Genomic DNA, 23,597 nt, shown 5'->3' with positions numbered 1-23,597 from the left:
CATCCCTTCATTATCTCTAGTTTTAGTATTATTCTAGCTAAAATTGGTCGTTTTTAATAGGTACCTTATCCTTGAAACTTTCCTTAGTTTTTTCACTATTTTTAGCTACAAAATTGCTTTTCTTTGTCTAAGTGGAAAATTAGCGTTATCCTTAAAGTAACGTGAGGTTTAGCGCTTCACGATTTCAAGGGGGCATTAATTATGAGTGAAAAATTTAGTTCACACTATGATGTTGTCGGTAGTTTTTTACGACCAAGTAAATTAAAACATGCTAAAGAAGATTTAGCAAACGGTAAGATCGACCAAGCCAATTACGATGAGATCTTGAAAAAAGAGATCAAACGTGTTGTTGAAAAACAAGCTAAACTTGGCTTAAAAGATGCAACCGATGGTGAATTTGGTCGCAGTTGGTGGCATTTAGATTTTCTTTGGGGCTTCAAGGGTGTCAAACGCTATGATTATCGCCAAAGTTATAAATTCCACGGGGAAAAGACCCGAACTGACAATGTTGAGTTGGGCGGCCGTATCGAATATGATCCCGACCACCCCTTCTTTGAACAATTCAAGTATCTAAAGAGCATCGTTCCAAAAGGCGTTGTTGCTAAACAAACGATCCCTTCTCCAACACTTTTCTTTAGAGATGATCGCAGTAAAAATTACAAACTCTTCTATGCTAATTGGGAAGAATTTCTCAAGGGCTTAGCTCAAGCTTATAGTGAAACGATCAAGCATTTCTATGATCTAGGTTGTCGTTACTTACAAGTAGATGATACGACTTGGGCCTTTTTGATCAGCAAGTTAAATGAAACAACGGGTGAAGAACGCGACAAATATTTAGCTTTAGCCAAAGATAGCGTCTTTGTCATCAATAAGATGCTCGAAAAAGTCCCAGCCGATATGACCGTCACGACCCACATTTGTCGAGGCAATTTCAAATCGACTTACCTATTCAGTGGTAGCTATGACGTGATCGCACCATACTTAAGTCTTTTGAACTATGATGAATTATTCTTAGAATACGATAATGAACGTTCCGGCAATTTTGATGCCTTAAAGCGGATCTGGAACGATCGAAAAGACGTCAAGATCATTTTAGGCTTAGTGACCTCAAAATTCCCTGACTTAGAAGATCCAGCTAAATTAAAGGCTAGAGTAGCTGAAGCAGCCAAGCTAGTACCCTTAGAAAATCTGGGTATCTCAACTCAATGTGGTTTTGCTTCAACAGAAGAAGGCAACGAATTGACCGAAGATGAACAATGGGCCAAGGTCAAATTAGTAGTCGAAACAGGTAAAGAGATCTGGTAGTGTGTAAATAACTACTAGCAAAAACTCCCGCTCAAGGTGCGTTCTTGCATCTTGAGCGGGAGTTTATTCGCTTATCAAAAAGAGCATTATTTTTGATAAACACTTTGTCCATCAACATATGTTTCTTTGAGCTCTAAAGTTGGACTGACTACCAAGAAATCAGCGTCACGTCCATTTTGAATACTACCACAGACATCGGCGATCCCGGCACTCTTAGCTGGAAGCTCACTTGCCATTTCAAATGCTTCTGAAAGGCTACATAACCCCCAATCAACAAGGTTTTTGACTGCGGTAAACAACTCTAAGACACTGCCAGCTAAACTGCCACCATCTTTTAGTCGGGCCGCTCCATCTTTGACCTCGACCAAAAACTCGCCTAACATATACTCACCTTCAGGCATCCCACCGGCTTGCATACAATCAGTCACCAAAACGGTCTTTTCTTGTTTAGCCTTGAGCAACGCTGTGATCGCTCCTAGATGAACATGATGCCCGTCACAGATCAACTCAGTGTAAGCATCACTAGCAAAAGCAGCTCCGACCATCCCAGGTGCCCGATGATTTAGGCCACTCATTCCATTATACGTGTGAACAAAGATGTCAGCACCAGCATCAACAGCTGCCATTGCTTCTTCGTAGGTCGCGTTACTATGCCCGAGACAAACCTTGACCCCACTTTTGACAGCTTGCTTGGTAAACTCGAGCGCTCCAGGACGTTCAGGGGCAAGAGCGATCTTTTTGATCATTCCTTTTGCGTAAGCTTGCAGGCGTTCGAGCTCAACAAAATCTGCATCGCGCATATACGCTGGGTTCTGCGCTCCTTTATGCTCCGTAGTAAAGTAAGGTCCCTCAAGATATATCCCTTGGATCTTGGCCCCTGATATTTCATGGGCTTTTTCACCTAGCAACTGACAAACCTGCGCTAACTTTTGTGGTGGTGCGGTCAAAGTCGTCGGCAGATAGGAAGTTACCCCACATGAAAGTAACCCCTGTGAGATCTTCGCTAAGCCTGCTGGATCGGCATCCATCACGTCATGTCCCGCAAAGCCATGGATGTGCGTATCAACTAAGCCTGGGGCAATGATCGCATCTTTTTTGTCGATGACCGTTGCAGTAGAAAGATCGGTCTCTGGCGGTAGATAACGGCCGAATTTACCATCCTTGATCTCTAGATAGCCCCCAGTTTTTACCCCACTTTTAGTTAAAAATGTCTGTGCTTTTACATAATAATGCATGTCATTTCGCCTTCTTTATTCAAATTCGTGGATCAAAACACCTTTAACGACACGATTAACAGTCCCGCTTGGTGATGGAGTATCAGGTGTGTTACCGATCTTAAGTGAAGTCAATAAAGCGATCACTTGGGCCACCATGATATCGGGTAAGGCTAAGTAGCCTTCTGGTAAGGTCTCACTTGGGGGATAATCGAAACGTTGGCCAGTAAATTCATGACCACTCACTTGCCCAATGCTTACCGTCTGCAAAGCGATCTGATCGGCGTGAACTTCTTCTAACACGTCAAGATCATATTTGCGGGTATACGGATCATTAGCGACAAAATCCAACACTAAAGTCTTTTCATTGATAAAGGATTTTGGCCCATGTCTAAAGCCCATCGAAGAATCAAAGACTGTTGCGATCTGGCCATGAGTCAATTCCAAGATCTTCAATTGTGCTTCACGAGCTAGTCCACTCAACGGGCCCGAACCCAGGTAAACGATCCGCTCAAAATCAAGCTCAACTAAAGCTGCCAACTGGGCCTCTTGTTCGATCACATACTCGCCTAATTTAGCTGCTGTTTTTACATAGTCGATCTTTTTAGCTTGGTCAGTCTGATCAAAGAACAAGAGACCCGCTAACGTCATACACGTAAATGATCCGGTCATCGCAAACCCTTTATCGTTAGAAAGCTCTGGCATTAAAACGACCAAGCTGTTCGCATCAGCCTTTCCTGTAACTGCTAAAGCGCCCTCAGCAGCACAGGTGATCACCAAATGTTTGACCTGTTTGACGACTTTATTTGCCAGTTTCACAGTTGCCTTACTTTCAGGGCTATTACCACTGCGCGCAAAGGACACGAGTAAGGTCGGTTCATCGGCTAAAAGATAGTCTTTTGGTGCTGCCACGATATCCGTGGTCCCTAGACTCACGAATTCAAAGCGGTTCGTGTCACCCGTCCGGCGCAGGTAAGGAACTAAGGTATCCCCCACATACTGTGAGGTCCCCGCTCCTGTGAAGATCACACGGATCTTTTGATTTTCTTTGAGCTCAAAGCTAGCCAACAAGTCAGCTAATTTAGCTTGATGCTGTTGACAGATCGCTAAGGTCTCTAACCAAAGCTTTGGTTCTTGTTGGATCTCACGGGTCGTAATAACGGCTCCTAATTTTTCTAAGGTCGCGTTACTTTTTTCAAACAATCTGATCACCTCTTAACTATTTGCATCGATCAAGCCATGGAGCGCTTCATTGACATCGGTCACACCATTGCGCGCTTCCGCAATAAGATCCGCCTTTGAACCTAACATTTCTGCGTTCAAATACCCGATCACCATTGCCATGTTCATCCCAGCATAGAGCCGGTAATTAGCGCCAGCCATGATCTGTTTGGCGATCACATTGCATGGTGTCCCGCCGTATAGATCGGCTAACACTACAAAATCATCAAGCCCAGCAACGACTTTTTCAAATTTAGCTAAAAATTCTGATTGGCCTTCATTGGGTAATAACGACACTGTGTAAATGTCATCTTGTGGCCCCATGATCATTTCAACACTTTTCTTCAATTCAACACACATATCTCCGTGACTGATCAATACTAATGGTTTCATAAGTTTCATTTCCTTTCCTATGGTAAACGAACCACAATGAAGCTACTTCACCATGGTCCGTTAAAAGTCTATTTTGAAATAACACCTAAAGCTGATAATGCGATCGAAACAAAGAGTACGATAAAGATCGCTTTGGTCGAAGTCATGTTCTTCTTACCAAGTAACCAGTAAACAGCTAAAACAATAACTGCTGGTAATAATCTAGGTAATAACATATCTAAGTTATTTTGGAAATCGATCTTAACGTCCCCGATCATCGGTGTCCAAGCGAGTTTAACGTTGATCATTGTCGCTACCAACGCCCCGACCATGAAGACCCCGAGCTGAGTTGCAGCATCGGTCAAAGCGGTCAAACGGTGTTGCATCGTTGTTACCAAAGTACTACCTTCTTTGTAGGCAAATTTCAATTGGCTCCAACGAAAGACCATGATCGCTACGCAGGCCAAGACCCAGATCAAAACACCAAGCGGATTACCTTTAACAGCCATATCAGCGGCGATCGCACCGAAGATCGCTGGGATCAAAGCACCAAAGATCGCATCCCCGATCGCAGCAAACGGTCCCATCAGACCAGCTTTCAAACCGTTGACTGTTTCAGCTGACTTGTCACCTTCTTCTTCTTCCAACGCCAAGTCGATCCCTGTAACGATCGTATTGAAAAAGTTTGACGTGTTGAAGAATTGGGTGTGTAATTTCATCATCTTCTTTAATTCAGGTGTTCCATCACCATACATCTTGCGCAATTGTGGCAAGATCGTATACAGATAACCTGACGCTTGCATACGTTCGTAGTTCCAGCCTAACTGGAAACCAAAGAGACTGCGCCGGTTGATCTGCTTGAAGTCGGCATCGGTCAATTTGTAACCTGTTGTTTTTGGTTTATTAGAGTTCGTCATCTTCAATTTCCCCCTCACTGTTATTATTTACCTGTGGTTGTTGCGGTGCTTTTGGTGCATCCGCATCACTGCGTTTGTAAGAGATATAGGCTAAAGCTAGACCGATCAAAGCGATCGCTAACATTGGCATACTGTTGAAGTTAGCTACTAAAGTCTTGTCTAAACCAGCAACACTTGTTCCGAGCAATTGGATATTGCCAAAGAGCGTTGTCAATAGTGCAGTGATCACAAAACCTAAGATCAAATAAGCAAAGTGTTTCTTAACTGGCAAGTAGCGCAGTAAGATCGCAAAACCGACAGCCGGTAAGACTGCCCCAGCAACTGAGAGCCCGTCACCTAACCATTTGAGATCGCCGTTCAAGTAACCAACGACTTTGGAAACTAAGCCACCACCAAAGGCTAAAGCTAAGAACACTGGTAACATCCGGGAAAGTGACCAGGAAAGTGCACCCATCAAGAAGTGGCGTTCGATCTTCTTATATTCGAAGTTTTCCACATCTTTATCGATCTTGTGTGCAAAATACGTATTGGCAAAACGACCCAAGATATCGGTTTGGATCATCAAGGCGGCCACCGGCACTGCGATCGCTGCCATCGCTTGTTTTGGATCCATCCCGACCGAAACGGCAAAGGCAGTCGCCAAGATCGTACCCGAGTTAGCATCAATTCTGGAAGCGCCACCAAAAGTTCCGACCCCAAGGATCGTCAACTGCATCATCCCACCAATATACAAACCAGTCTTTAGATCACCCATTACAAGACCGGAGATCAAGCCTGCAAAAACGGCGGAACCAGCCGAGGAGTTGATCTGCAATTCATCTAAGATCTGGTATCCGGCATACAACGTAAGTAGTAAAATCTGCCACCATGCAATTGTCATTTAGGCTCACCCTTTCTTATTTAATAGCTCCATAAAATCTTCAGCCGAATCAGCAGGCACCATTTGATGGATCAAATGGACCCCATGTTTGTTCAATTCTTTGAATTCGGCAACATCTTGCTCATCAACATTCACTGAGCGTGTGATCGAAGTCGTCGTGTCCGACTGTGACATGTTACCCACATTGATCTCTTCAAGTGGAACTCCGGCTTCAACTAATTTCAATAAATAATGCGGTTTTTTGGCCACGATCAACAAACGTTGTGAGTCATAACGACCAGCTAAGATATTTTCCGCTGCGCGCGCGTACGGGAGAACACTCAATTTGACTCCCGCTGGCGTTGCAAGCTTAAGTCCACTTTTTTCGATCGCACTTTGTGACACTTCATCATCTACGACCATGATCCGTGTAATATTTAACTTAGTCGTCCATAAATTAGCTACCTGTCCATGGATCAAACGTCCATCGATCCGTACTGCAATAATCATTGCGCATCCTCCTCAATATGTTTATAGATCGGTCTTTCTACCAAATTCAGCTTAGTTTGATAAATGCCTTCTGTTTCAAAGATAACGATTTCATTTTGGCCTTGGTTTAAGAATTCAGCGGGAACAAAGAGCGCTAACTGCGGGCCTTTTTGCCAAAAACGTCCTAAATTATGCCCATTTACCAGCGCGATCCCTTTACCAAAACCACTTAGATCTAGATAACAGTTTCCAGTCTCAGCCAACTCGACCTCATAGCGATAAAAGCTCGGTCGGCCTTTGACACATTCACCTGTAAAATCAACTGCGGTAAGCTTATCAAAGTTCAAAACATACTGTTCCCAACCTAAGATAAAGTGTAGATCAGCCATGACACCGCGTCCGAGTCCTTTGCGCTGCGTATTGGCTAATAGCTTGCTTCCGTAGTTGACTCGGCCCATGTTTTCGACTAAGATGTCGAGTCGAGCAGTTTCATTAGGTAACTTGACCTCGATGTCGGCTCCGATCTCTTCTTGGTATTGGGTCGCTACATGCTCACCATCTAGATAAAAGCCTAGCCGGTCTCTGGCATCGATCACGCGAAAACGTTCTTTGTCTAGCTTATCGCGTAAGATCTGCGTGCGATACAACACATAGCCGTAGCCACTGCCCAACTCTTCCATTGACTGCGGATATTGACTGTCATGCTTTTCACTGACTTGATCTAAACAAGTGAATAGATCGACTTGACCTGTCAATTTGATATCCGAAACGTTGAGCGTCTTTTCGACTAATGGTTCTTTTTGTTCAAGTTCAGGATACATCTCGCCGATCAGCTCTTGGATCGCATAGTAAGTGGCAGTTGGTTCACCGGCTTCGTTCAACGGGGCGCCGTAGTCATATGACGTAATCTGCGGTAAGTCATGTTCTCTACGCGCTGAACAACCATTCATGAAACCAAAGTTAGTACCACCATGGAACATGTACAGGTTGACACCTGCGCCTAGCGTTAAAACTTCACGCAATGCTTCTAAAAGTTCAGCTTGATCACGTTTGACTACGGGCTCGCCCCAACGACTGAACCAGCCATCCCAAAATTCCATGCAGATCAAGGGTTGCTTGACCCCCATTTTTTCTTGGTACGCCTTTAACGCTGCGAAATTTTCTTTGGCATGGGAGCCAAAATTACCTGTCGCTAAGATCTTGTCTTCTAGCAAACTCCCGGCACGTAACGTTGCTTGCCAAGCTCCATCGGCGGTAAACAATGTTACATCAGCACCGTATTTTTCCATCAAAGCTTTGATCTGGCGTAAATAAGTCTTGTCCTCGCTGTATGAGCCATATTCATTTTCGATCTGCATCATGATGATCGGACCACCATGAGTGATCTGCAATGGCGTCAAGATCTGAAATAGTTCTTGGTAATAACGCTCAACGGCCTGCAAGAAAACAGGATCATTCGCGCGCAACCTGACATTTTCTTTCGTCAAGAGCCAAGCTGGTAGACCGCCAAATTCCCATTCCGCACAGATGTATGGTGACGGGCGCACGATCACATACAAACCTAGACTCTGGGCTAATTCAATGAAAGCCTTAAGATCAAGACGATCACTGAAATCAAACACGCCTTCTTTAGGTTCGTGGAGGTTCCAAGCCGTATATGTTTCGACCGTATTGAAACCTAAAGCTTTTAAGTTATATAAGGACCGATACCATTGTTCACGTGGAATCCGAAAATAATGGATCGCCCCCGAGAGAAGCTTGAACGGTTCATCGTTTAGATAAAGTCCATCTTCTCGTACAATAAAATTCTCCATATCCATCTGTCCTCTTGAATAAAATCATTATGTTAATATACTAAGTTACGGTAATAATAAATAAATGCTACAAAAAAATGGTTCAGCTGAAAGTGGTATATACCTGTAATGGTTAGTCACACACCTTTGTATGCGCTATCATTTACAATTTAATTCTAGCTTATTTACACAATTAATTAAACTTTTTTGCTATACTTTTTCAGTATTAATTTACATACCATTTAGTGTATAATTGGGGTGAAACGTTATCAGCTTGCGTTTTTTTCAACGTACAATTTTTTCAAAGTAGGTGAGTTAAGCGATGACAAAACGCCCTAAATATGCTATTCTAGCAGACAAATTGATCAAAAATATCTTAGAGACCCAGCAACCAACGAATACCCGCTTTTTCACAGAAAAGGAATTAGCTCACAAATATTCCGTCAGTCGCTCCACCGTACGTGCTGCTTTAAGTGAATTAGAAGACCTAAAATTGATCGCTAAAGCTAAAAATGTCGGTTATTATGTAGCCTATGAACCCGTTCAATATGATTACGCACATTTTTACAGTTTCAGCAAATTGGATATGCCCGCTGATCAAGCACCCACGACCGAGATCTTACTTTTTACCCAAACGATCCCTAATTACTATGTCGCCCAAATGCTCCATTTAGCTCAAGATGAACCAGTCTACCGCGTTGAACGCCTACGCTTATTGGGACATCAGCCAGTTCTGTTTGAAAAAACCTTTTTGCCAGCCGAACGTTTTCCCGCTTTAAAACGCAATGAACTGGTCAAAAACTCGCTCTATGACCTACTTGCCACTAAGTACCAGCTGAAGATCAAGAATGGTGCTGAGGAATTTTTTGCTAGTCTCATCAACGAACGCGAAGCTGACTTACTAGATCTGCGCGTGGGTTCACCCTGTCTTAAGATCCAACGGCTCGCCTATGATAGCTTCGACCGTCCCTTTGAATTTACGATCACGACCGCTCCTTCACGCTATTTTGCTTACAAAGTGCCTCTCACAAAGGATGTGTAATTATTATGAAGATCCCTAAGCACCAACTCGTCAAAAATAATCTCAAAAATGAAATTTTATCCGGTAAATTTGAAAGCGGTGACAAATTCTATAGTGAAGCTGAACTCACCAAACGCTTTCACGTCAGTTCGATCACCGTGATCCGCGCCTTAAAAGAACTCGTCGCTGAAGGCTTTTTAGTGCGTTACCAAGGTAAAGGGACTTTTATCTCACGCTCACGCAAGCTAAAGACCGTTAAGTTCAGCGATCTAGAGGTCTTTACGCCCCCCGATGATCGCGTAGAAGTCATCAGTATCACGCGGGACAACCATCCCACGATCTTGACCCAACTAGGTCTTACCTCCACTGACTTTTATTATGCGATCGAACGTGTACGTCGCGCTAAACAGATCCCTTATATCTACCACTGCACTTATTTGCCTGAACGCTTTGTGACCCATCCCCAAGATCTGTCTTATTACAATTCGATCTATACCCAAATGAAAAATGAATTCAAGATCCATCTAAACACAGAACCTTTTGTCGAATACAACCAGATCATCTTACCGACCCCGAAAAAAATCGCTACCCTTTTGGAGATCAGCGAAGAGACCCCGACCGTCAAACAAGAACGCACAACAACGCTATCGCTCAGTGGACAGATCATTGAATATATCTGCTCGTATAAACGATGGGAGTATTACAAGATCAAACTTGAAAGTCCTACTCAATGACATTTTCAAACATTTATAAACACTATTATTTGACTAATCATTTTCTCCGTGGTAATTTAAACTTATAAAAACACAAACAAACATTTTAAAACAAAGGATGCGAGATCATGATAGGAAAAACAACGGCTTTACAGCGACTCTCTAACTCTGATGGTATTATTACAGCACTTGCGATCGATCAACGCGGTTCATTAAAGAAGATGTTGGCTAAAAACGCTGACCATCCCGTAACTAGTTCTGATCTAAGCGAGTTCAAAAAAGTTATCTCTCAAAAAATGACAGCGTATTCATCGGCGATCTTACTCGATCCAGAATATGGTTTACCCGCTGCTTTAGCCCGTGACAGCAACTGTGGGCTTTTGCTAGCTTACGAAAAAACGGGTTATGATGTCAGCGAACCAGGACGCATGCCTGATCTTTTACCCGATTGGTCGGCTAAACGCTTAAAAGAAGCTGGCGCTGATGCCGTTAAGTTCATGGTCTACTATGATGTCGATGAACCAGTGGCGATCAACGAAAAGAAACAAGCCTTCATCGAACGGATCGGCAGTGAGTGCGTAGCTGAAGATATCCCATTTTTCCTCGAATTGATGTCCTACGATGCTAATATCGAAGACACCAAGAGCAAAGAATACGCCGCAGTCAAACCGCATAAAGTCATCGAGATGATGCGCGAATTTGCTAAACCGCGTTATAACGTTGATGTCTTGAAAGTCGAAGTTCCAGTTAATATGGCTTATGTTGCTGGGTTTGCAAAAGATGAGGAGGCAGTCTACACCAAGGAACAAGCAGCAGCTTACTTTGCTGAACAGACCAAAGCCGCAGCTGGCGTTCCATTTATTTTCTTAAGTGCGGGCGTATCGGCGCAGATGTTCCAAGACACACTTTACTTTGCCCATGAAGCTGGTTCAAAATTCAACGGTGTCTTGTGTGGGCGTGCGACCTGGAAGGATAGCGTCGTCCCATTTGCTCAAGATGGTGCGGGCGCAGCAAGTCTCTGGTGTGAGACCCAAGGAAAAGCAAATATCGAAGCTTTAAATACAGTCCTAAAAGAAACCGCGACCCCACTTGCAAGTAAAAACTTGATTTAAAAATAAACTAAAATACAAAAAACTTAGGATCACATTTTGTAATTCTAAGTTTTTTTTGCATTTTATAGTCTATTATTTGGCATCTGATCCTTTAAAGCTATATCTGTTTTGGATCCCAATAAACAATAGTATCCCCAAAAGCATTGTACCCGCATAAATCATAAAGCCCCATTGCGGACCAACTATATCCATCACCCGGCCTACGCTATAATTAGCGACAAATTGAAAAATCAGATTGATAAAATTCCAAACAGATACGAGTGAACCTAATAACTTGCTAGGAACTATCTCCATCGTTCTAGTATAGATGATCGTTCGGATCGCTGGACCGACTGATCCCAATAAAAAGATATATCCGGCAGTCAAAGCTAAACTATGATTTAACACGAGAATAACACCTAGTAACACAGCAATTGAAAATAGCGGACGAATAAGGTGTTCTTTATTGATAAATTTAGCAATGACTGGGAGTAAAAAGCCTGCTAAACAAGCACCTACGCCATACATCGTATCTGTAAAACCATAGTTGATCGAATTCCCGGATAAATGCGCTTGAATATAGCCAGGAAGCGTTGTGTTAATAACGTTAGCACCGATAAATGGTATGTACAAGACTAATCCTAGTATCAATAACCACTTGTGTTGGATCAGATAAGCCCAAACACCTTGCTGTTCCGTCGCTTCTACCTTATCTAGTTCTTGATATTTCACCAAAGCAAAAATAACAAGTGCAACGAAAAAGAGTAATGTACCTAAAAGTAAAATATTTTCAAATCCGATATAACGATACAGGATCCCTGAAACCAGTGCTGCAGAAAATAGCCCCACTTGCATCGAAATTTCAGCAAAAGAATTGATCTGTAGTGTATTTTCTTCAGCGGTAAAACTATTCAAAATATCTTTGGATGCTGGAAAATATAGATTCCAGCCAATACCATTACTCAAAGCTAACAGGTAGATCGCTAGCCGATCATCAATACCTAACTTTAGTAATATCAACGGTAGTGCTACGAAAATAACTCTAAAAAAATACGACATCAATGCAATATGCTTTGAATTCATCCTTTTTAGTAATCCAACTGCTACTAAAGAAATTATCAATCCAGCAATAACATTAATATTAGCAATCGTTGCTACTAAACTATTAGACTGATACACGTCAATTATGTACCAATTCAAAGCGGCTAAAACGATTCCTGCACTGAATTGGGAAATGAGATCACTAGTAATAAAAAGTGTAAAATTCTTTTTCATACGCTGTGCCTCCCCAAAGTAGCTCGTCCTTTAATTCTTGTGGTATGAACCAACAAGTTTTTAACAGCGGTAATGGTGGCTACGCTCATAACCTTTTCATCTAGCATCGCCATCTCATATTTTTTTAAGATATACACAATATCTTTCACTATATTACTGTTCATAAAAAAGCCTCCCTCATATTTTTTCAAATTATACACCGCTATATTTTATTTTTCAAACCTTTTTTTAATCAAAAACAAAACAATTTAATTGTTATATAATTTTAGGTAAAAAGGGAAAGCTTTTATCTACACCAAAAAGAGCGAGTCTCAGTCGCCTGAAACTCACTCTTGGGCTTTATTTAATTAAAATTGTTCCCACAATAATTCGCGGATCTCTTCTAAGAATGGTTGGCGTGGGTTAGCTGGTGTACATTGATCATTGTAGATCAAATCGACCATTTCATCCAAAGCCCCTTCAAATTGTTCCTTGGTAACACCATTAGCGGATAACTTAGGTTCAACATCGAGATCTTTGAACAACTGCGCGATCCGAGCACATAATGCTTCAACTAATTCGGCATCACTGTTGCCCTTGAGCCCTAAAGCCCGAGCAATATCTGCGTAGTCTTTTTGGGCACGGTATACTTCATAGCGTGGATATGGTGAACGTTTTACCTTACCGGACGCACCGTTAAAGCGGATAACTGGTTGCATAGCGATCGAGATACATAAGCCATGTGGCAAACCGAATTCCCCACCTGTTTTATGGGCGATCGAGTGGTTGATACCTAAGAAGGCATTAGCAAATGCCATCCCACCTAATGTAGCGGCGTAATGCATGTTCTCACGTGCTTTTTCACCAGCAGCCGTTGGGTTCTTTGGATCAAAGTTGTATGAATCAACTAAGTTTTCAAAGACTAACTTGATCGCTTCAAGCGCCCATGGACGGGTAAATTCAGATGACATTACAGAAACATATGCTTCTAAAGCATGAGATAAAGTATCTAGCCCAGAAAGAGCAACGGTGCGTTTTGGCACAGTCATAACAAATTCTGGATCCACGATCGCCACTTGTGGTGTCAATTCGTAATCAGCTAACGGATACTTCACGTGGGTCTTATCATCAGTGATGACCGCAAATGGTGTCACTTCTGAACCAGTCCCTGATGTTGTTGGGATCGCAAATAATTTAGTTGCAGTTGCATGGTGGAACTTAACGATACGTTTGCGAATATCAACGAATTTTTGTTGCAATAATAAGAACAATTCGCTGACTTTATCGTAGTCATCCATGAAACCAGCTGGTTGATCTAAGGAATATTCGTAGATATAACGGGCGATCTTAGCTGCATCCAAGGATGAACCACCACCAAGAGCGATCACTGTATCTGGTTTAAATTCTGCCATTTGACGAGCGATCTCGATCGTTTGACCTAATGTTGGATCAGGTTTTACTGTTCCATAAAGCGCCGTCTTCACTGGTGTATCACGCACGGCTAATTGATCGTAAACTTTATCGACGAAGCCAAATTGGACCATTCCTGGATCGGCTACGATGAAGGCACGCTTGATATCTTCTGTCTCATCTTGTAAATATGAGATCGCATTGTTTTCATAGTAGATCTTTTCTGGCAAGCGTACCCATTGTGGACGGTTACGACGTTTAGCAACTGTCTTAACATTCAAAAGATCACCTGTTGATAAGTTATGTGACAATGAATTTTTCCCCCATGATCCTGTTCCGAGTGTCAAACTTGGACGCAATGCATCCGTATAAATATCACCGATCCCACCGATCGAATCTGGTTGGTTGACCAAGATCCGAGCTGATTTGATCTTGTCACCAAATTCATTGATGAATGGGTCAGTTTGAGAACCGATCTGGATCGCAGCATTGTGGCCTGCACCTTGATAATCTAACAAAGCGCCAACGATCTTAACACCATCGTTGCGGTCTTTAGCTTTATAAATGGACAAGAGTGGTGATAATTTTTCAGAGGATAATTTTTCACCGATGTTTTTAGCATCTAATTCAAATAACATCACGTCTTTATCTTCTGGTAAAAAGACACCAGCTTGGTCTGCGATCCAGCGAGCACTCTTACCTGCAACCGGACCGTTTACTCCGTGGTTATCATTGAAGACGAACTCTTCGATCTTAGCGTAGTCTTCTTTTGGTACTAAATATGCACCTTTTTCTTGCATCTTTTGTAACCAAGCGTCATAAACTGGAGCTTCAACAACAGCTGAGTTTTCTGTCGCACAGATCATCCCATTGTCAAAACGCTTAGACATCAAAAGGTCTTCAACAGCACGGTCTAAGTTAGCTGTGTGATCAACAAAAACCGCCCCGTTACCAGCACCTACACCCATTGATGGGTTACCCGAGCGCAACGCTGCATTGACCATACCTGGACCACCAGTTGCCAAGATAGATGCGATCTTTGGATTTTGGATCAAACCAGTTGTGTTTTCAAGCGATGGTTTTTCGACCCATTGAATGATGTTTTTTGGTGCTCCAGCTGCTAATGCTGCCTCATAGATGATCTTAGCTGCGTGTGCGGAACAGTTTTGTGCTTGTGGGTGGAAAGCAAAGACGATCGCATTGCGAGTCTTCAAGGCCATCAAAGCTTTGAACATCGTGGTCGAAGTTGGGTTGGTCGTTGGCACGATCCCTGCTAAAACACCTAATGGAGCTGCGATCTTAACTTGGCCTTTGATCTTATCTTCTGAAATGACACCAACTGTCTTTTCATTTTTGATCAAATTATAAATGTTTTCTGTTGCAAAACGATTCTTAGTATCTTTATCTTCAACTACCCCACGTCCAGTTTCATCAACTGCTTCGTGAGCTAAAGTCAAAGCTGCTTCAGAGCCAGCTAAAGCTGCAGCTGCTACGATCTGATCAACTTGTTCTTGCGTAAAGGTCGCATATTCTTGTTCTGCCTTTAACGCCTTTTCGACCAAGCCATCGGTATAAACACGAGCTGCTTGCATCTTTGCTTCTTTTTCTTCTGGAGTTAATACTTTTTTCTTTGGCTTTTCTTTGCTCATCTATCTGGAACCTCCCAAAATATTTAAACTAAAAGTGACTAGTAATTCACTTGATAAATTTTTTCGTGAATACTTTCACTAACTATATTAACCCTTATTGATACCGATTTCAATTTATTTTACTCTTTATTAAACAAGAAATTCTCCATCCGAAACAGCGCTTACTTTATGTAAAAATTAACTTTTTGTTCGTACGACCACCAAAAAACATCTTTTTAGTAGTTCCATCAAAACTACCATAAATTTTTTAGCAAATATCTAATACTTTGTGCACTTTTTATCTTATTGATATTCTATGTCATCTGTTCGCTAATACAAACACGGGACTCCCCACGATGTAAATCCACATCATGGAAAGTCCCGTATTATTCATCCGACGTTTAACCAGCTACGAATGCCGGTAGCCCTTTGACCGCCCGATAGATAGCTTGTTCTACCTGGATCCCGGTCAAGTTCTTAGCCACCGCAAAGCCTTGGAATTGGTCTTTGATCTTGGCTAAAGCATAACTCGTATTATGCTTATTTTGGTTTTGGACCATGATCACATAATCCGCTTCACTCAAGCGCCGTGAGAAATAATTTTCTGGATCACGGCGATGATAGAACGCATCGACCATCAGCATCTTACCATTATGTGACTCAATGATCGCTTCGTATTTATCACGATATAGTTCGCGCCCGACCACGATCCCGACTGTCTTACCCGCTAGATCAAATTCGATCGTCGGTTGATATTGTGGTTTAGGGCCCTTCTCTTTTTTCGGCGCTGGCGTGGTAACTTTTTCTTGGCGTTCCGGATAGACCCAAGCTAGTGAGATATCCTCATTTTGCCGTTCACCACGCGGTTGGGCATACCAACGCAACCGCACGATACTACCTTCATGGATATTATAGGCTTGAGCTGGGATCTTATACTCAAATAACTCGCCATCGACGCGAAGCTTTTTCCCACTTACATTGCGTTTAACGATCAGTTCGTTATCAGCGTTGACCTCAACTACCCCGCGGTCAAAGGTCACCGTATTAGGATAATACGACTCAGCTGGTCGTCTGATCAATTTCGTGATCCGGGGTGAATCCGTATGAGCGTTGCTGACTAAGATCGCATCGCCATTTTTAGGATTGAATTGATTCCGGATCGTTTCTCTAAATCTCAGTTCTTTATTGTTTTTATTATAAGCTTTAAACCCGATCCGACGCGTTGAGACTTTATAGACCATTACCATATCAAACAGTCGCTCAAAGATCTTGGGGTCTTTTTGCACCCAATTATCTAACGCTTGGCTGTCGCCTTTTTCACTCAACAAAGCTTGCAAAGTTTGCGAAGTCCGATCTATTTTGGCTTTTTCCTTGCTCTCTTCGGTCGGTTCATCGACCACCGGTTCAACTTCTTGAACTGCTGGTTTAGACTTCTCTTCAATTTTCTCTACTAGTTTTGATCTTGCTTCAAGTTCTTCTTCAGGCTGAGCCTGCGGACCTTCCTCTTCATCTTCTTTTACTTCAGGTGTTACTGATGCTTGCTTTTCTTCGATCACTTCGGCTGAACTTCCCTTAGCTGCCATTTGTAAGATCAACTGGATCGCTTTAGCACCTAGAGTTAGTTCCTGCTCACTATTCCCCATCACATCGAGCAATTGTTGTACTTCTTTGCGATAATCATGCATCTGCAGATTCCCCTTTCTTAATTTACTAAAATTTTCGCCTACACCTCTATTCTAAACTACTGCTCGTAAAAGATATATAAGAAAAAAATAAGATGTTGGCAAGAATACCAACATCTTAATAATTAGCTATTTGCTGACTGAATATGGCGTTCCATCCAAGGTTTGATTCAAACCATCGATCGTTTCATCCCCGATGTATTCCGCCGTTTTCTTTTCCAAGTCGACCTTAACATTTTTCACGACGCGACTTAAACTTTCACGCACTTTCTTAGCGCAACCTTCACATTTCATACCTTCAACTTTTACTGTATGTTTTTCCATTACTATCATCCTCACTTAGTTTAATTTTACGCGGTTCAACCGCAAAGCATTCAAAACAACTGATACCGAACTAAAACTCATACACAAAGCAGCGATCATCGGATCAAGCAACGGTCCCCCAAAGAACGTCAAGACACCTAAAGCGACCGGGATCCCGAGACAGTTGTAGAAAAAGGCCCAGAAGAGATTTTCTTTGATGTTGACCAAAGTCTTGTGACTCAATAATAGTGCTCGGGCTAGTGAACTGAGATCTGAATTCATCAAAACGACATCAGCCGAATCGATCGCCACATCAGTCCCATTGCCGATCGCAACTCCGACATCTGCATTGGCTAAAGCCGGCGCATCATTGATCCCATCTCCGACCATTGCGACTTTTTGTCCTTTAGCTTGTAACTCTAAGACAGCCTCTGCTTTATCAGCCGGTAAGACATCACTGATAACTTCACTGATCTGGACTTGTTTGGCGATCGCTTGGGCGGTCTTTTCATTATCGCCCGTCAACATCACGGTCTTTACTCCTAACTTGTGCAGTTGCGCGATCGCATGGCGACTATCTTGTTTCAATGGATCTTGCACGGCGATCACACCTAAGAGGTCCTTTTCAGTGCTCAAAAACATCACTGTTTTACCAGCTTGCGTCAAAGCATGAGCCTGGTTTACCAATGGTGTTTCAGTTGGGAGCTTTTGTTCGACTAAAAGCTTATGGTTGCCCAGAAAATAGGTCAAACCATCGATCTTAGCCGTCAAGCCCCGCCCAGGCAAAGTCTCAAAGTCACTGACAGGTAACGTTTCATCGGTCGAGGCCTGCAAGATCGCATGGGCTAACGGGTGCTTAGTGTAAAACTCTAGACTAGCGGCTAACTGTAAGATCGTCGCCGGATCTAGCCCTGGTTTAGCTAAAACATCGGTCACCGTTGGCTTTCCTTGGGTGATCGTTCCCGTCTTATCCAAGACGACCGTTGTCACTTGTGATAGTTGTTCTAAGGCTGTCCCGTTTTTGAACAAGATCCCCGCTTTGGCTGCTTTACCGGTCCCGACCATGATCGCAGTCGGAGTCGCTAACCCTAATGCACACGGACAAGCGATCACTAAAACCGAAACAAAGATCGTTAAACTAAAGCCTAACGAATGCCCCGTCAAAAGCCACGCCAATGCACCTAAAGTTGCGATCACCATGATCACTGGTACAAAATAGCCCGCGATCTGATCAGCTAGCCGGGCGATCGGTGCTTTTGAACCTTGAGCTTTGGCGACCAAGGCTACGATCTGCGAAAGTGCCGTTTGACTTCCGACCCGCGTTGCACGACAGGTCAATTGACCAACTTGACTGACCGTGCCAGCGCTCACAGGATCACCAGTGCTTTTGGCGACCGGCAAGCTCTCACCCGTCAACATCGATTCATCAACGGTCGTCTCGCCAGCCAAAACGATGCCATCAACGGGAATACTTTGCCCTGCCTGAACCAAAAAGGTATCCCCGACTTTAAGCTCTGCGACCGGCACTTCTTTAGTCTTTCCTTCGTCTATGACTAACAGAGCTTTTTTAGGCACCAATGTCAAAAGCGAGGTCAAAGCAAAGTTGGTCTTTTGCTTCGAGAGATCTTCAAAGTATTTACCTAACATGACAAGGGCAATGATCATACCCGCTGCCTCATAGTAAAGATCATGGTGGTGCCCCGTTACCACAGCCAGATAAGTATTTACCAAACTGTACAAGAGTGCCGCACCACTTCCCACTAAGACTAACGAATCCATGTTAGGATGCCGCGCAAATAATGCTTTAGCCCCCGTGATCAAGTAGTCTTTACCAAACCACAACACGGGTAAAACTAACGCCAGCTGGATCAAACTAGCACTTTTAGGACTATGCATCACATCTAAAAAGTGCGGGAAGGCTAGACCCATCATTGGTCCCATCGCAACTAAAAGCAACGCGCCCGCAAAGATCAAAGCGCCGATCGTTTGGTGCTTTTTATGCAACAAACGCGCTTTAGTCTGAGCTTGCTTAGCTTCAAATTCAGCTTGATCAAGAATGTTGGATAAAGTCGCTGCATAACCCGCATTTTTGACCGCCTGCATGATCTTTTGCACACTGACCTGAGAGCCATGTTCAACTTGCATGCTCTCGGTCGCCAAATTGACAGCAACCTCACTGACATCTGGCAGTTGCGCCACAGCTTTTTCGACCGTTTGTGCGCAACTGGCACAAACCATCCCTTCGATCGCAAAATTGTCTTTTTCCATCTGTCTCACCTCTAATCGTTTACAGTTGTAGTTTATCATAAAACGAGCTTAGGGTGATACTAAAAAGCTCACTTTACCAGCCGTAATATAAAGTCACGACTACCGCCAAGATAGGGTAAGAGAAAAAGCCTAACAAAGCAAAGCAAACTAAGCGAAATAAATTCTTGCCCCATTCAGGCAAGCGAGCTAAAAATTTAGCAGTACATAAACGATACAAGATCAACAAAAACAACGGTAAAACTAATACGACACCGCCAATATTGACCACCAGTGTAAATAAAGTAAAGGCTTGACTAGCAGCCGTTCCCGAAGCTAACAACCATAACGCTGATCCTGTATAAACGAGTAAAAACAAGATCTGTAAAGTAGCTGATACTTGGCTGGCTTCACGGGCAAAACGCGTCCCTTTTCCTAGATATTTCATCACGATCCAATACAAGATGGCGATCACAAAAACATACCATCTGTGGAGCAAAAATTCACCAACAATTCCCATCTCACTGCTTCCCTTCTAGCTCTTAAAGTACATATTTTTCAAGTGCCATACCGACACCATCATGATTATTATCGGCTGTGACTGCACTGGCAAGGTCTTTGATCTGATCATTAGCATTGCCCATCGCGACCCCAAATCCAGCCAGTTCAAACATTGTCAGATCATTGTTTTCATCCCCTAAAACCATGATCTGATCTTTAGTTAGGCCTAAATGCTGGCCTAATTCGAGTACGGCTGCACCTTTATGGGCTTTAGGATGCATGATCTCAAAGAACCACGGCGCACTAAGAACGGTATACTTATCTGCGATCACTTCTGGATCTAAGTCCTTGGTCTTAGCAGCAATCACTTCTGGTTCATCGACCCACATATATTTAGCTGCTGCCGAATGTGTAGCTATTTCTTCTGGCTCACAGTAATAAAGTGGCATTTTTGTATAGAACGCATCGAGTACGGTATACGGACTGATATTTTTAAAGGTCGTGATAACTTCAGAATTTGGCATGACGATCTGGCCTCTGATCTGGAGTTCGTGACTTACTTGATCCAAACGAGCCACTTGTTCAGGGGATAAGAGATTTTCAAAGATCGCTTCTCCTGTCCCGGTGACCTGTGCTCTAGCCCCATTAAAGGTGATCGCATAGTCGTCTTCTCCCATCAAGTCTAATTCTTCTAAATAATCTTTGACCCCAGACAATGGACGTCCCGTACATAAGACCACATAAACACCTTGTTTGCGCGCCTGTTTGATCGCTGCTTTAGTTTTTTCACCGATCTGCTTGTGATCATTGACCAACGTACCATCGATATCGATCGCTACCATCTTTATATCCAAAATGCTCACCTACCATGCGACATCAGTGCGTCACATGCCCTTCATTTCTAATTGTTCAAGAGCTATTATACCATTTTAACGGTTTCATTTCCGTTCTCAAAAAATAGTTGCATTTACAACAAACTTTAAATATACTAGAACAAAAGGAAGTGCTCAAAATGACAGAGATCTTACGTGAGATCGGCACGATCGCCCGGGCTTTAGATTCGATCAGTAATGTCGAATTCAAAGACCTAGAACTCTCCAAGGGCCAATATCTCTACTTGGTCAGGATCTACGAACAGCCCGGGATCATCTTAGAAGAGTTGGCTAATTGCCTCAAAGTCGACAAGACCACGGCTTCCCGGGCGATCAAAAAACTAGTCGCCAACGGTTTGATCGAACGCCGAACTCAACTTAACAACAAAAAAAATAAGCCCCTTTTTGTAACTAAAAAAGGAGCTCAGATCTACCCAACGCTTCGGGCCGAGCATAACTACTCAGAACAAACGGCCCTACGACATTTGACTGCCAAACAACAAGTACAATTGCAACAACTATTGCAACAAGTGCGCAGTAACATCGAAAAAGATTGGGAGATCGTCAAACAAGGCCAAAAACGAAATTATTAGGAGTTAAAAGCATGACTAAAACATTAAAACGCATCACTGCCACTGAAGTTGAAACACTACAAAAAATAAGCATCGAGACTTTTAGCGATACTTTTAAAGACCAAAATAATGCTCAAGATCTCGCCGATTACTTAAAAACAGCCTATGATCTCAATAAATTGACCGCCGAGCTCAATGATCCTAACTCACAATTTTACTTTGCTTACTTGGATGGACAACTCGCTGGCTATTTAAAGCTCAATTTAAACGAGGCTCAAAGTGAACAAGTTGCCCCTAATGCTCTTGAGATCGAACGCATCTACATCAGATCAGCCTTCAAACGCCATGGGTTGGGACGCTTTTTATTCCAAGAAGCTCTCAAGCTCGCTCAAGCAAAAAATTGTAGCACGATCTGGCTTGGCGTGTGGGAGGAAAACTATCCCGCCCTTGCTTTCTATGAAAAAATGGGCTTTACCCAACACGGCTCGCACTCATTTTTCATGGGAGCTGACGAACAGACCGATCTGATCATGGTCAAAAATATTTGATCTAACAAAAAGTTGGTATTTGCTGAAAAATATCAACTTTTTTTAGTATCAAAAAATAACTTTATGATATTATAGTACATTTGTTAAATTTACAATCCAGTTATTTAATTACTATAAATCGTGTTAATATATTAATACTATCTTTATTATCCATGTAGATGATTTCCTTGCAGTAAAGGGGTAATATTTCATGGATAATGACTTGCAGATTGGTGAAAAGATCCGAAAGCAACGTATCAAGGCTAATTTAACGCAGGAAAAATTGGCCGAATACAGCGACCTTTCGATCAATTTTATCTCCAAATTAGAACGTGGTCAGAAGAAAAATATCAGCATTTTAAAACTCAATGCGATCTGTCAGGCACTTGAGATCTCGATCGCAGAATTGCTTCAAGAAGAGAGCAATATCTCATTAGCACAGTTAACTCCCAGTTCATTACAACTCGTTCATGAGTTAAAGAAGATGGATGATCCTTCCTGCGAACGTATCAGCCAGCATATTTTGCTACTGCTCGATGATTTCAAAATGATCTACAGATAAAAGAAGAGCCTCACCACGATAATCTCATGGTGAGGCTCTCTTTATTGGGTCTACTTTAGCGATCGGCTAGATATTTAATAAAAATATCACAACTCGGATCACTCGGTAAGATCGCTTCAGCTTTGATCGCACGATGATAACCCTTGATATAGGGTAAAAAGGTCTCAGCTGCTCGCGTAGGATCTGTTCGATCATTGCAATACTTTTTCGTACCTAAAATGTTGCCACCATTATCGATCGCAATGATCTTACCTAATTTTTGATAGACGATCTGTTGTTCTTTAGCTTTCAAACTAGCTGGACCTAAGCCCGCTGTTTGCGCCACATAGCCCATGATCAAAGGACTTTTGACCGCTACATAGTTGGATTCTTCTGGGATGCTTGAACCACTCCAGGAACGACCCGTTTTAGCATCTCGGTACTTAAGCGTCTTCCAGATGATCGTCTGTTTAGCTGACCGGCAAAGTTGCTGGCCAGCTTTCGTCACAAAGCGCGTCGTCAATGTTGTCTCATCCAACGACTCGGTAACTTTGGCTAGTTCATATTTAGCGATCGTTGCTTTTTGATCAGCTCTTAATAAGGTGGTGATCTCTTTTAAAGTATAATACTCATCGTTTTTCGAAAAGATCGTTGGGATCACGATCACATGACCATGTGGGATCCTTTGACAAGGCATTTCTCCCAACACATTGCCCCGATCATCGCGTAATTCAAGAGTTTCTTTTGCCAAAGGTCCATTGCGATACGGATCGATCACCTTAAATCTACGCTTTGTTCGATGATACATATGCCCGACTAGCACCTTGACCTGTTCAAATTCTTGAACTTCATCCGCGACCAATACTCCACTTGTTACCAATTTTTTTGTCTTGTACGAATACATCGCAACTGGTGTTTTTAGATCACGCGGATCAACAAATTCAAATGTTGTTTGCGCAGTGGCCGCTACTTTTTGGTATTTGACGGCAATACCGTCAGAAAAATTTCTAAAAATTCTAATTCAACCCCTAAAACTAAGAGAGACCACCATAAATGACTAGATCATCT

Annotated in this window: 23 protein-coding genes; 7 read left to right on the top strand and 16 right to left on the bottom strand. The window is 42.7% G+C overall.

Going from position 1 to position 23,597, the window contains the following annotated elements; translation table 11 throughout:
* The first annotated feature begins 201 nt into the window (after positions 1-201).
* Positions 202-1,305 (top strand): vitamin B12 independent methionine synthase, encoded by a 1,104-nt coding sequence (locus GSR62_RS01430; RefSeq protein WP_066024158.1) that lies wholly within the window; start codon positions 202-204, stop codon positions 1,303-1,305.
* A gap of 86 nt (positions 1,306-1,391) precedes the next feature.
* Here GSR62_RS01430 and nagA read toward each other — a convergent pair whose 3' ends face one another.
* The 7 genes from nagA to GSR62_RS01395 all read right to left on the bottom strand — a co-directional run bounded on the left by nagA (position 1,392) and on the right by GSR62_RS01395 (position 8,191).
* Complete coding sequence (gene nagA / locus GSR62_RS01425; protein WP_066024157.1) at positions 1,392-2,540, bottom strand: N-acetylglucosamine-6-phosphate deacetylase; 1,149 nt, start codon at positions 2,538-2,540, stop codon at positions 1,392-1,394.
* Positions 2,541-2,555: 15 nt separating this feature from the next.
* Positions 2,556-3,722, bottom strand: a complete 1,167-nt coding sequence (locus GSR62_RS01420; protein WP_066024156.1) for an SIS domain-containing protein — start codon at positions 3,720-3,722, stop codon at positions 2,556-2,558.
* 12 nt (positions 3,723-3,734) lie between these two features.
* Complete coding sequence (locus tag GSR62_RS01415; RefSeq protein ID WP_066024155.1) at positions 3,735-4,133, bottom strand: PTS sugar transporter subunit IIA; 399 nt, start codon at positions 4,131-4,133, stop codon at positions 3,735-3,737.
* 68 nt (positions 4,134-4,201) lie between these two features.
* Positions 4,202-5,029, bottom strand: coding sequence for a PTS system mannose/fructose/sorbose family transporter subunit IID (locus tag GSR62_RS01410; protein ID WP_066024154.1), 828 nt, complete (start codon positions 5,027-5,029; stop codon positions 4,202-4,204).
* Positions 5,016-5,909, bottom strand: a complete 894-nt coding sequence (locus GSR62_RS01405; RefSeq protein WP_066024153.1) for a PTS mannose/fructose/sorbose/N-acetylgalactosamine transporter subunit IIC — start codon at positions 5,907-5,909, stop codon at positions 5,016-5,018. Before GSR62_RS01405 ends, GSR62_RS01410 begins: the two co-directional genes overlap by 14 nt.
* Before the next feature lie 6 nt (positions 5,910-5,915).
* Positions 5,916-6,398, bottom strand: a complete 483-nt coding sequence (locus tag GSR62_RS01400) for a PTS sugar transporter subunit IIB (protein ID WP_066024152.1) — start codon at positions 6,396-6,398, stop codon at positions 5,916-5,918.
* Positions 6,395-8,191, bottom strand: coding sequence for a glycoside hydrolase family 35 protein (locus GSR62_RS01395; RefSeq protein WP_066024151.1), 1,797 nt, complete (start codon positions 8,189-8,191; stop codon positions 6,395-6,397). Before GSR62_RS01395 ends, GSR62_RS01400 begins: the two co-directional genes overlap by 4 nt.
* Before the next feature lie 301 nt (positions 8,192-8,492).
* Here GSR62_RS01395 and GSR62_RS01390 point away from each other — a divergent pair, with 301 nt between their 5' ends.
* From GSR62_RS01390 to lacD, 3 genes are all read left to right on the top strand, one after another.
* Positions 8,493-9,212, top strand: a complete 720-nt coding sequence (locus tag GSR62_RS01390) for a GntR family transcriptional regulator (protein WP_066024150.1) — start codon at positions 8,493-8,495, stop codon at positions 9,210-9,212.
* Between the two features lie 5 nt (positions 9,213-9,217).
* Positions 9,218-9,925 carry a GntR family transcriptional regulator gene (locus GSR62_RS01385; RefSeq protein WP_066024149.1) on the top strand — a complete coding sequence of 236 codons (708 nt, stop codon included), beginning with the start codon at positions 9,218-9,220 and terminating at the stop codon, positions 9,923-9,925.
* A gap of 107 nt (positions 9,926-10,032) precedes the next feature.
* Positions 10,033-11,016, top strand: a complete 984-nt coding sequence (lacD, locus tag GSR62_RS01380; RefSeq protein WP_066024148.1) for a tagatose-bisphosphate aldolase — start codon at positions 10,033-10,035, stop codon at positions 11,014-11,016.
* A 72-nt stretch (positions 11,017-11,088) separates the two neighbouring features.
* On the opposite strand, the gene GSR62_RS01375 is transcribed toward lacD, so the two are convergent.
* From GSR62_RS01375 to GSR62_RS01340, 8 genes are all read right to left on the bottom strand, one after another.
* Positions 11,089-12,270: an MFS transporter gene (locus tag GSR62_RS01375; RefSeq protein ID WP_066024147.1), complete on the bottom strand. Its 1,182-nt coding sequence runs from the start codon at positions 12,268-12,270 to the stop codon at positions 11,089-11,091.
* The gene (locus tag GSR62_RS01370) at positions 12,267-12,434 is read right to left on the bottom strand and encodes a hypothetical protein (protein WP_161517653.1); all 168 of its coding nucleotides are present in this window, start codon (positions 12,432-12,434) and stop codon (positions 12,267-12,269) included. The genes GSR62_RS01375 and GSR62_RS01370 overlap by 4 nt, the downstream gene beginning before the upstream one ends.
* A gap of 183 nt (positions 12,435-12,617) precedes the next feature.
* Positions 12,618-15,308, bottom strand: a complete 2,691-nt coding sequence (gene adhE / locus GSR62_RS01365; RefSeq protein ID WP_066024146.1) for a bifunctional acetaldehyde-CoA/alcohol dehydrogenase — start codon at positions 15,306-15,308, stop codon at positions 12,618-12,620.
* Between the two features lie 380 nt (positions 15,309-15,688).
* Entirely contained in the window at positions 15,689-16,972 is a 1,284-nt protein-coding gene (locus tag GSR62_RS01360; RefSeq protein ID WP_066024145.1) for a hypothetical protein, read from the bottom strand.
* 126 nt (positions 16,973-17,098) lie between these two features.
* A complete protein-coding gene (locus tag GSR62_RS01355; RefSeq protein WP_004050031.1) occupies positions 17,099-17,293 on the bottom strand; it encodes a heavy-metal-associated domain-containing protein in 195 nt (64 codons plus the stop codon).
* A 15-nt stretch (positions 17,294-17,308) separates the two neighbouring features.
* Entirely contained in the window at positions 17,309-19,540 is a 2,232-nt protein-coding gene (locus GSR62_RS01350) for a heavy metal translocating P-type ATPase (protein ID WP_066024144.1), read from the bottom strand.
* Positions 19,541-19,613: 73 nt separating this feature from the next.
* On the bottom strand, positions 19,614-20,036 hold the full coding sequence (locus GSR62_RS01345; RefSeq protein WP_066024143.1) for a hypothetical protein: 423 nt from the start codon (positions 20,034-20,036) through the stop codon (positions 19,614-19,616).
* A gap of 22 nt (positions 20,037-20,058) precedes the next feature.
* Entirely contained in the window at positions 20,059-20,871 is an 813-nt protein-coding gene (locus GSR62_RS01340; RefSeq protein WP_066024142.1) for a Cof-type HAD-IIB family hydrolase, read from the bottom strand.
* Between the two features lie 158 nt (positions 20,872-21,029).
* Between GSR62_RS01340 and GSR62_RS01335 the strand changes: the two genes are divergently transcribed.
* The 3 genes from GSR62_RS01335 (at position 21,030) to GSR62_RS01325 (ending at position 22,550) form a co-directional block, all read left to right on the top strand.
* The gene (locus GSR62_RS01335) at positions 21,030-21,482 is read left to right on the top strand and encodes a MarR family transcriptional regulator (protein ID WP_066024141.1); all 453 of its coding nucleotides are present in this window, start codon (positions 21,030-21,032) and stop codon (positions 21,480-21,482) included.
* 11 nt (positions 21,483-21,493) lie between these two features.
* On the top strand, positions 21,494-22,009 hold the full coding sequence (locus tag GSR62_RS01330) for a GNAT family N-acetyltransferase (protein WP_066024140.1): 516 nt from the start codon (positions 21,494-21,496) through the stop codon (positions 22,007-22,009).
* Positions 22,010-22,199: 190 nt separating this feature from the next.
* The gene (locus GSR62_RS01325) at positions 22,200-22,550 is read left to right on the top strand and encodes a helix-turn-helix domain-containing protein (RefSeq protein WP_066024139.1); all 351 of its coding nucleotides are present in this window, start codon (positions 22,200-22,202) and stop codon (positions 22,548-22,550) included.
* Between the two features lie 55 nt (positions 22,551-22,605).
* Here the strand turns inward: GSR62_RS01325 and GSR62_RS01320 are convergent, their stop codons facing one another.
* Positions 22,606-23,409, bottom strand: coding sequence for a mucin-binding protein (locus GSR62_RS01320; RefSeq protein WP_225362241.1), 804 nt, complete (start codon positions 23,407-23,409; stop codon positions 22,606-22,608).
* Between the last annotated feature and the right edge of the window lie 188 nt (positions 23,410-23,597).

It is taken from the genome of Ligilactobacillus animalis (assembly GCF_009933595.1).
Taxonomy (GTDB): Bacteria; Bacillota; Bacilli; order Lactobacillales; family Lactobacillaceae; genus Ligilactobacillus; species Ligilactobacillus animalis.
This window is presented reverse-complemented; position numbering and strand designations above follow the sequence as displayed.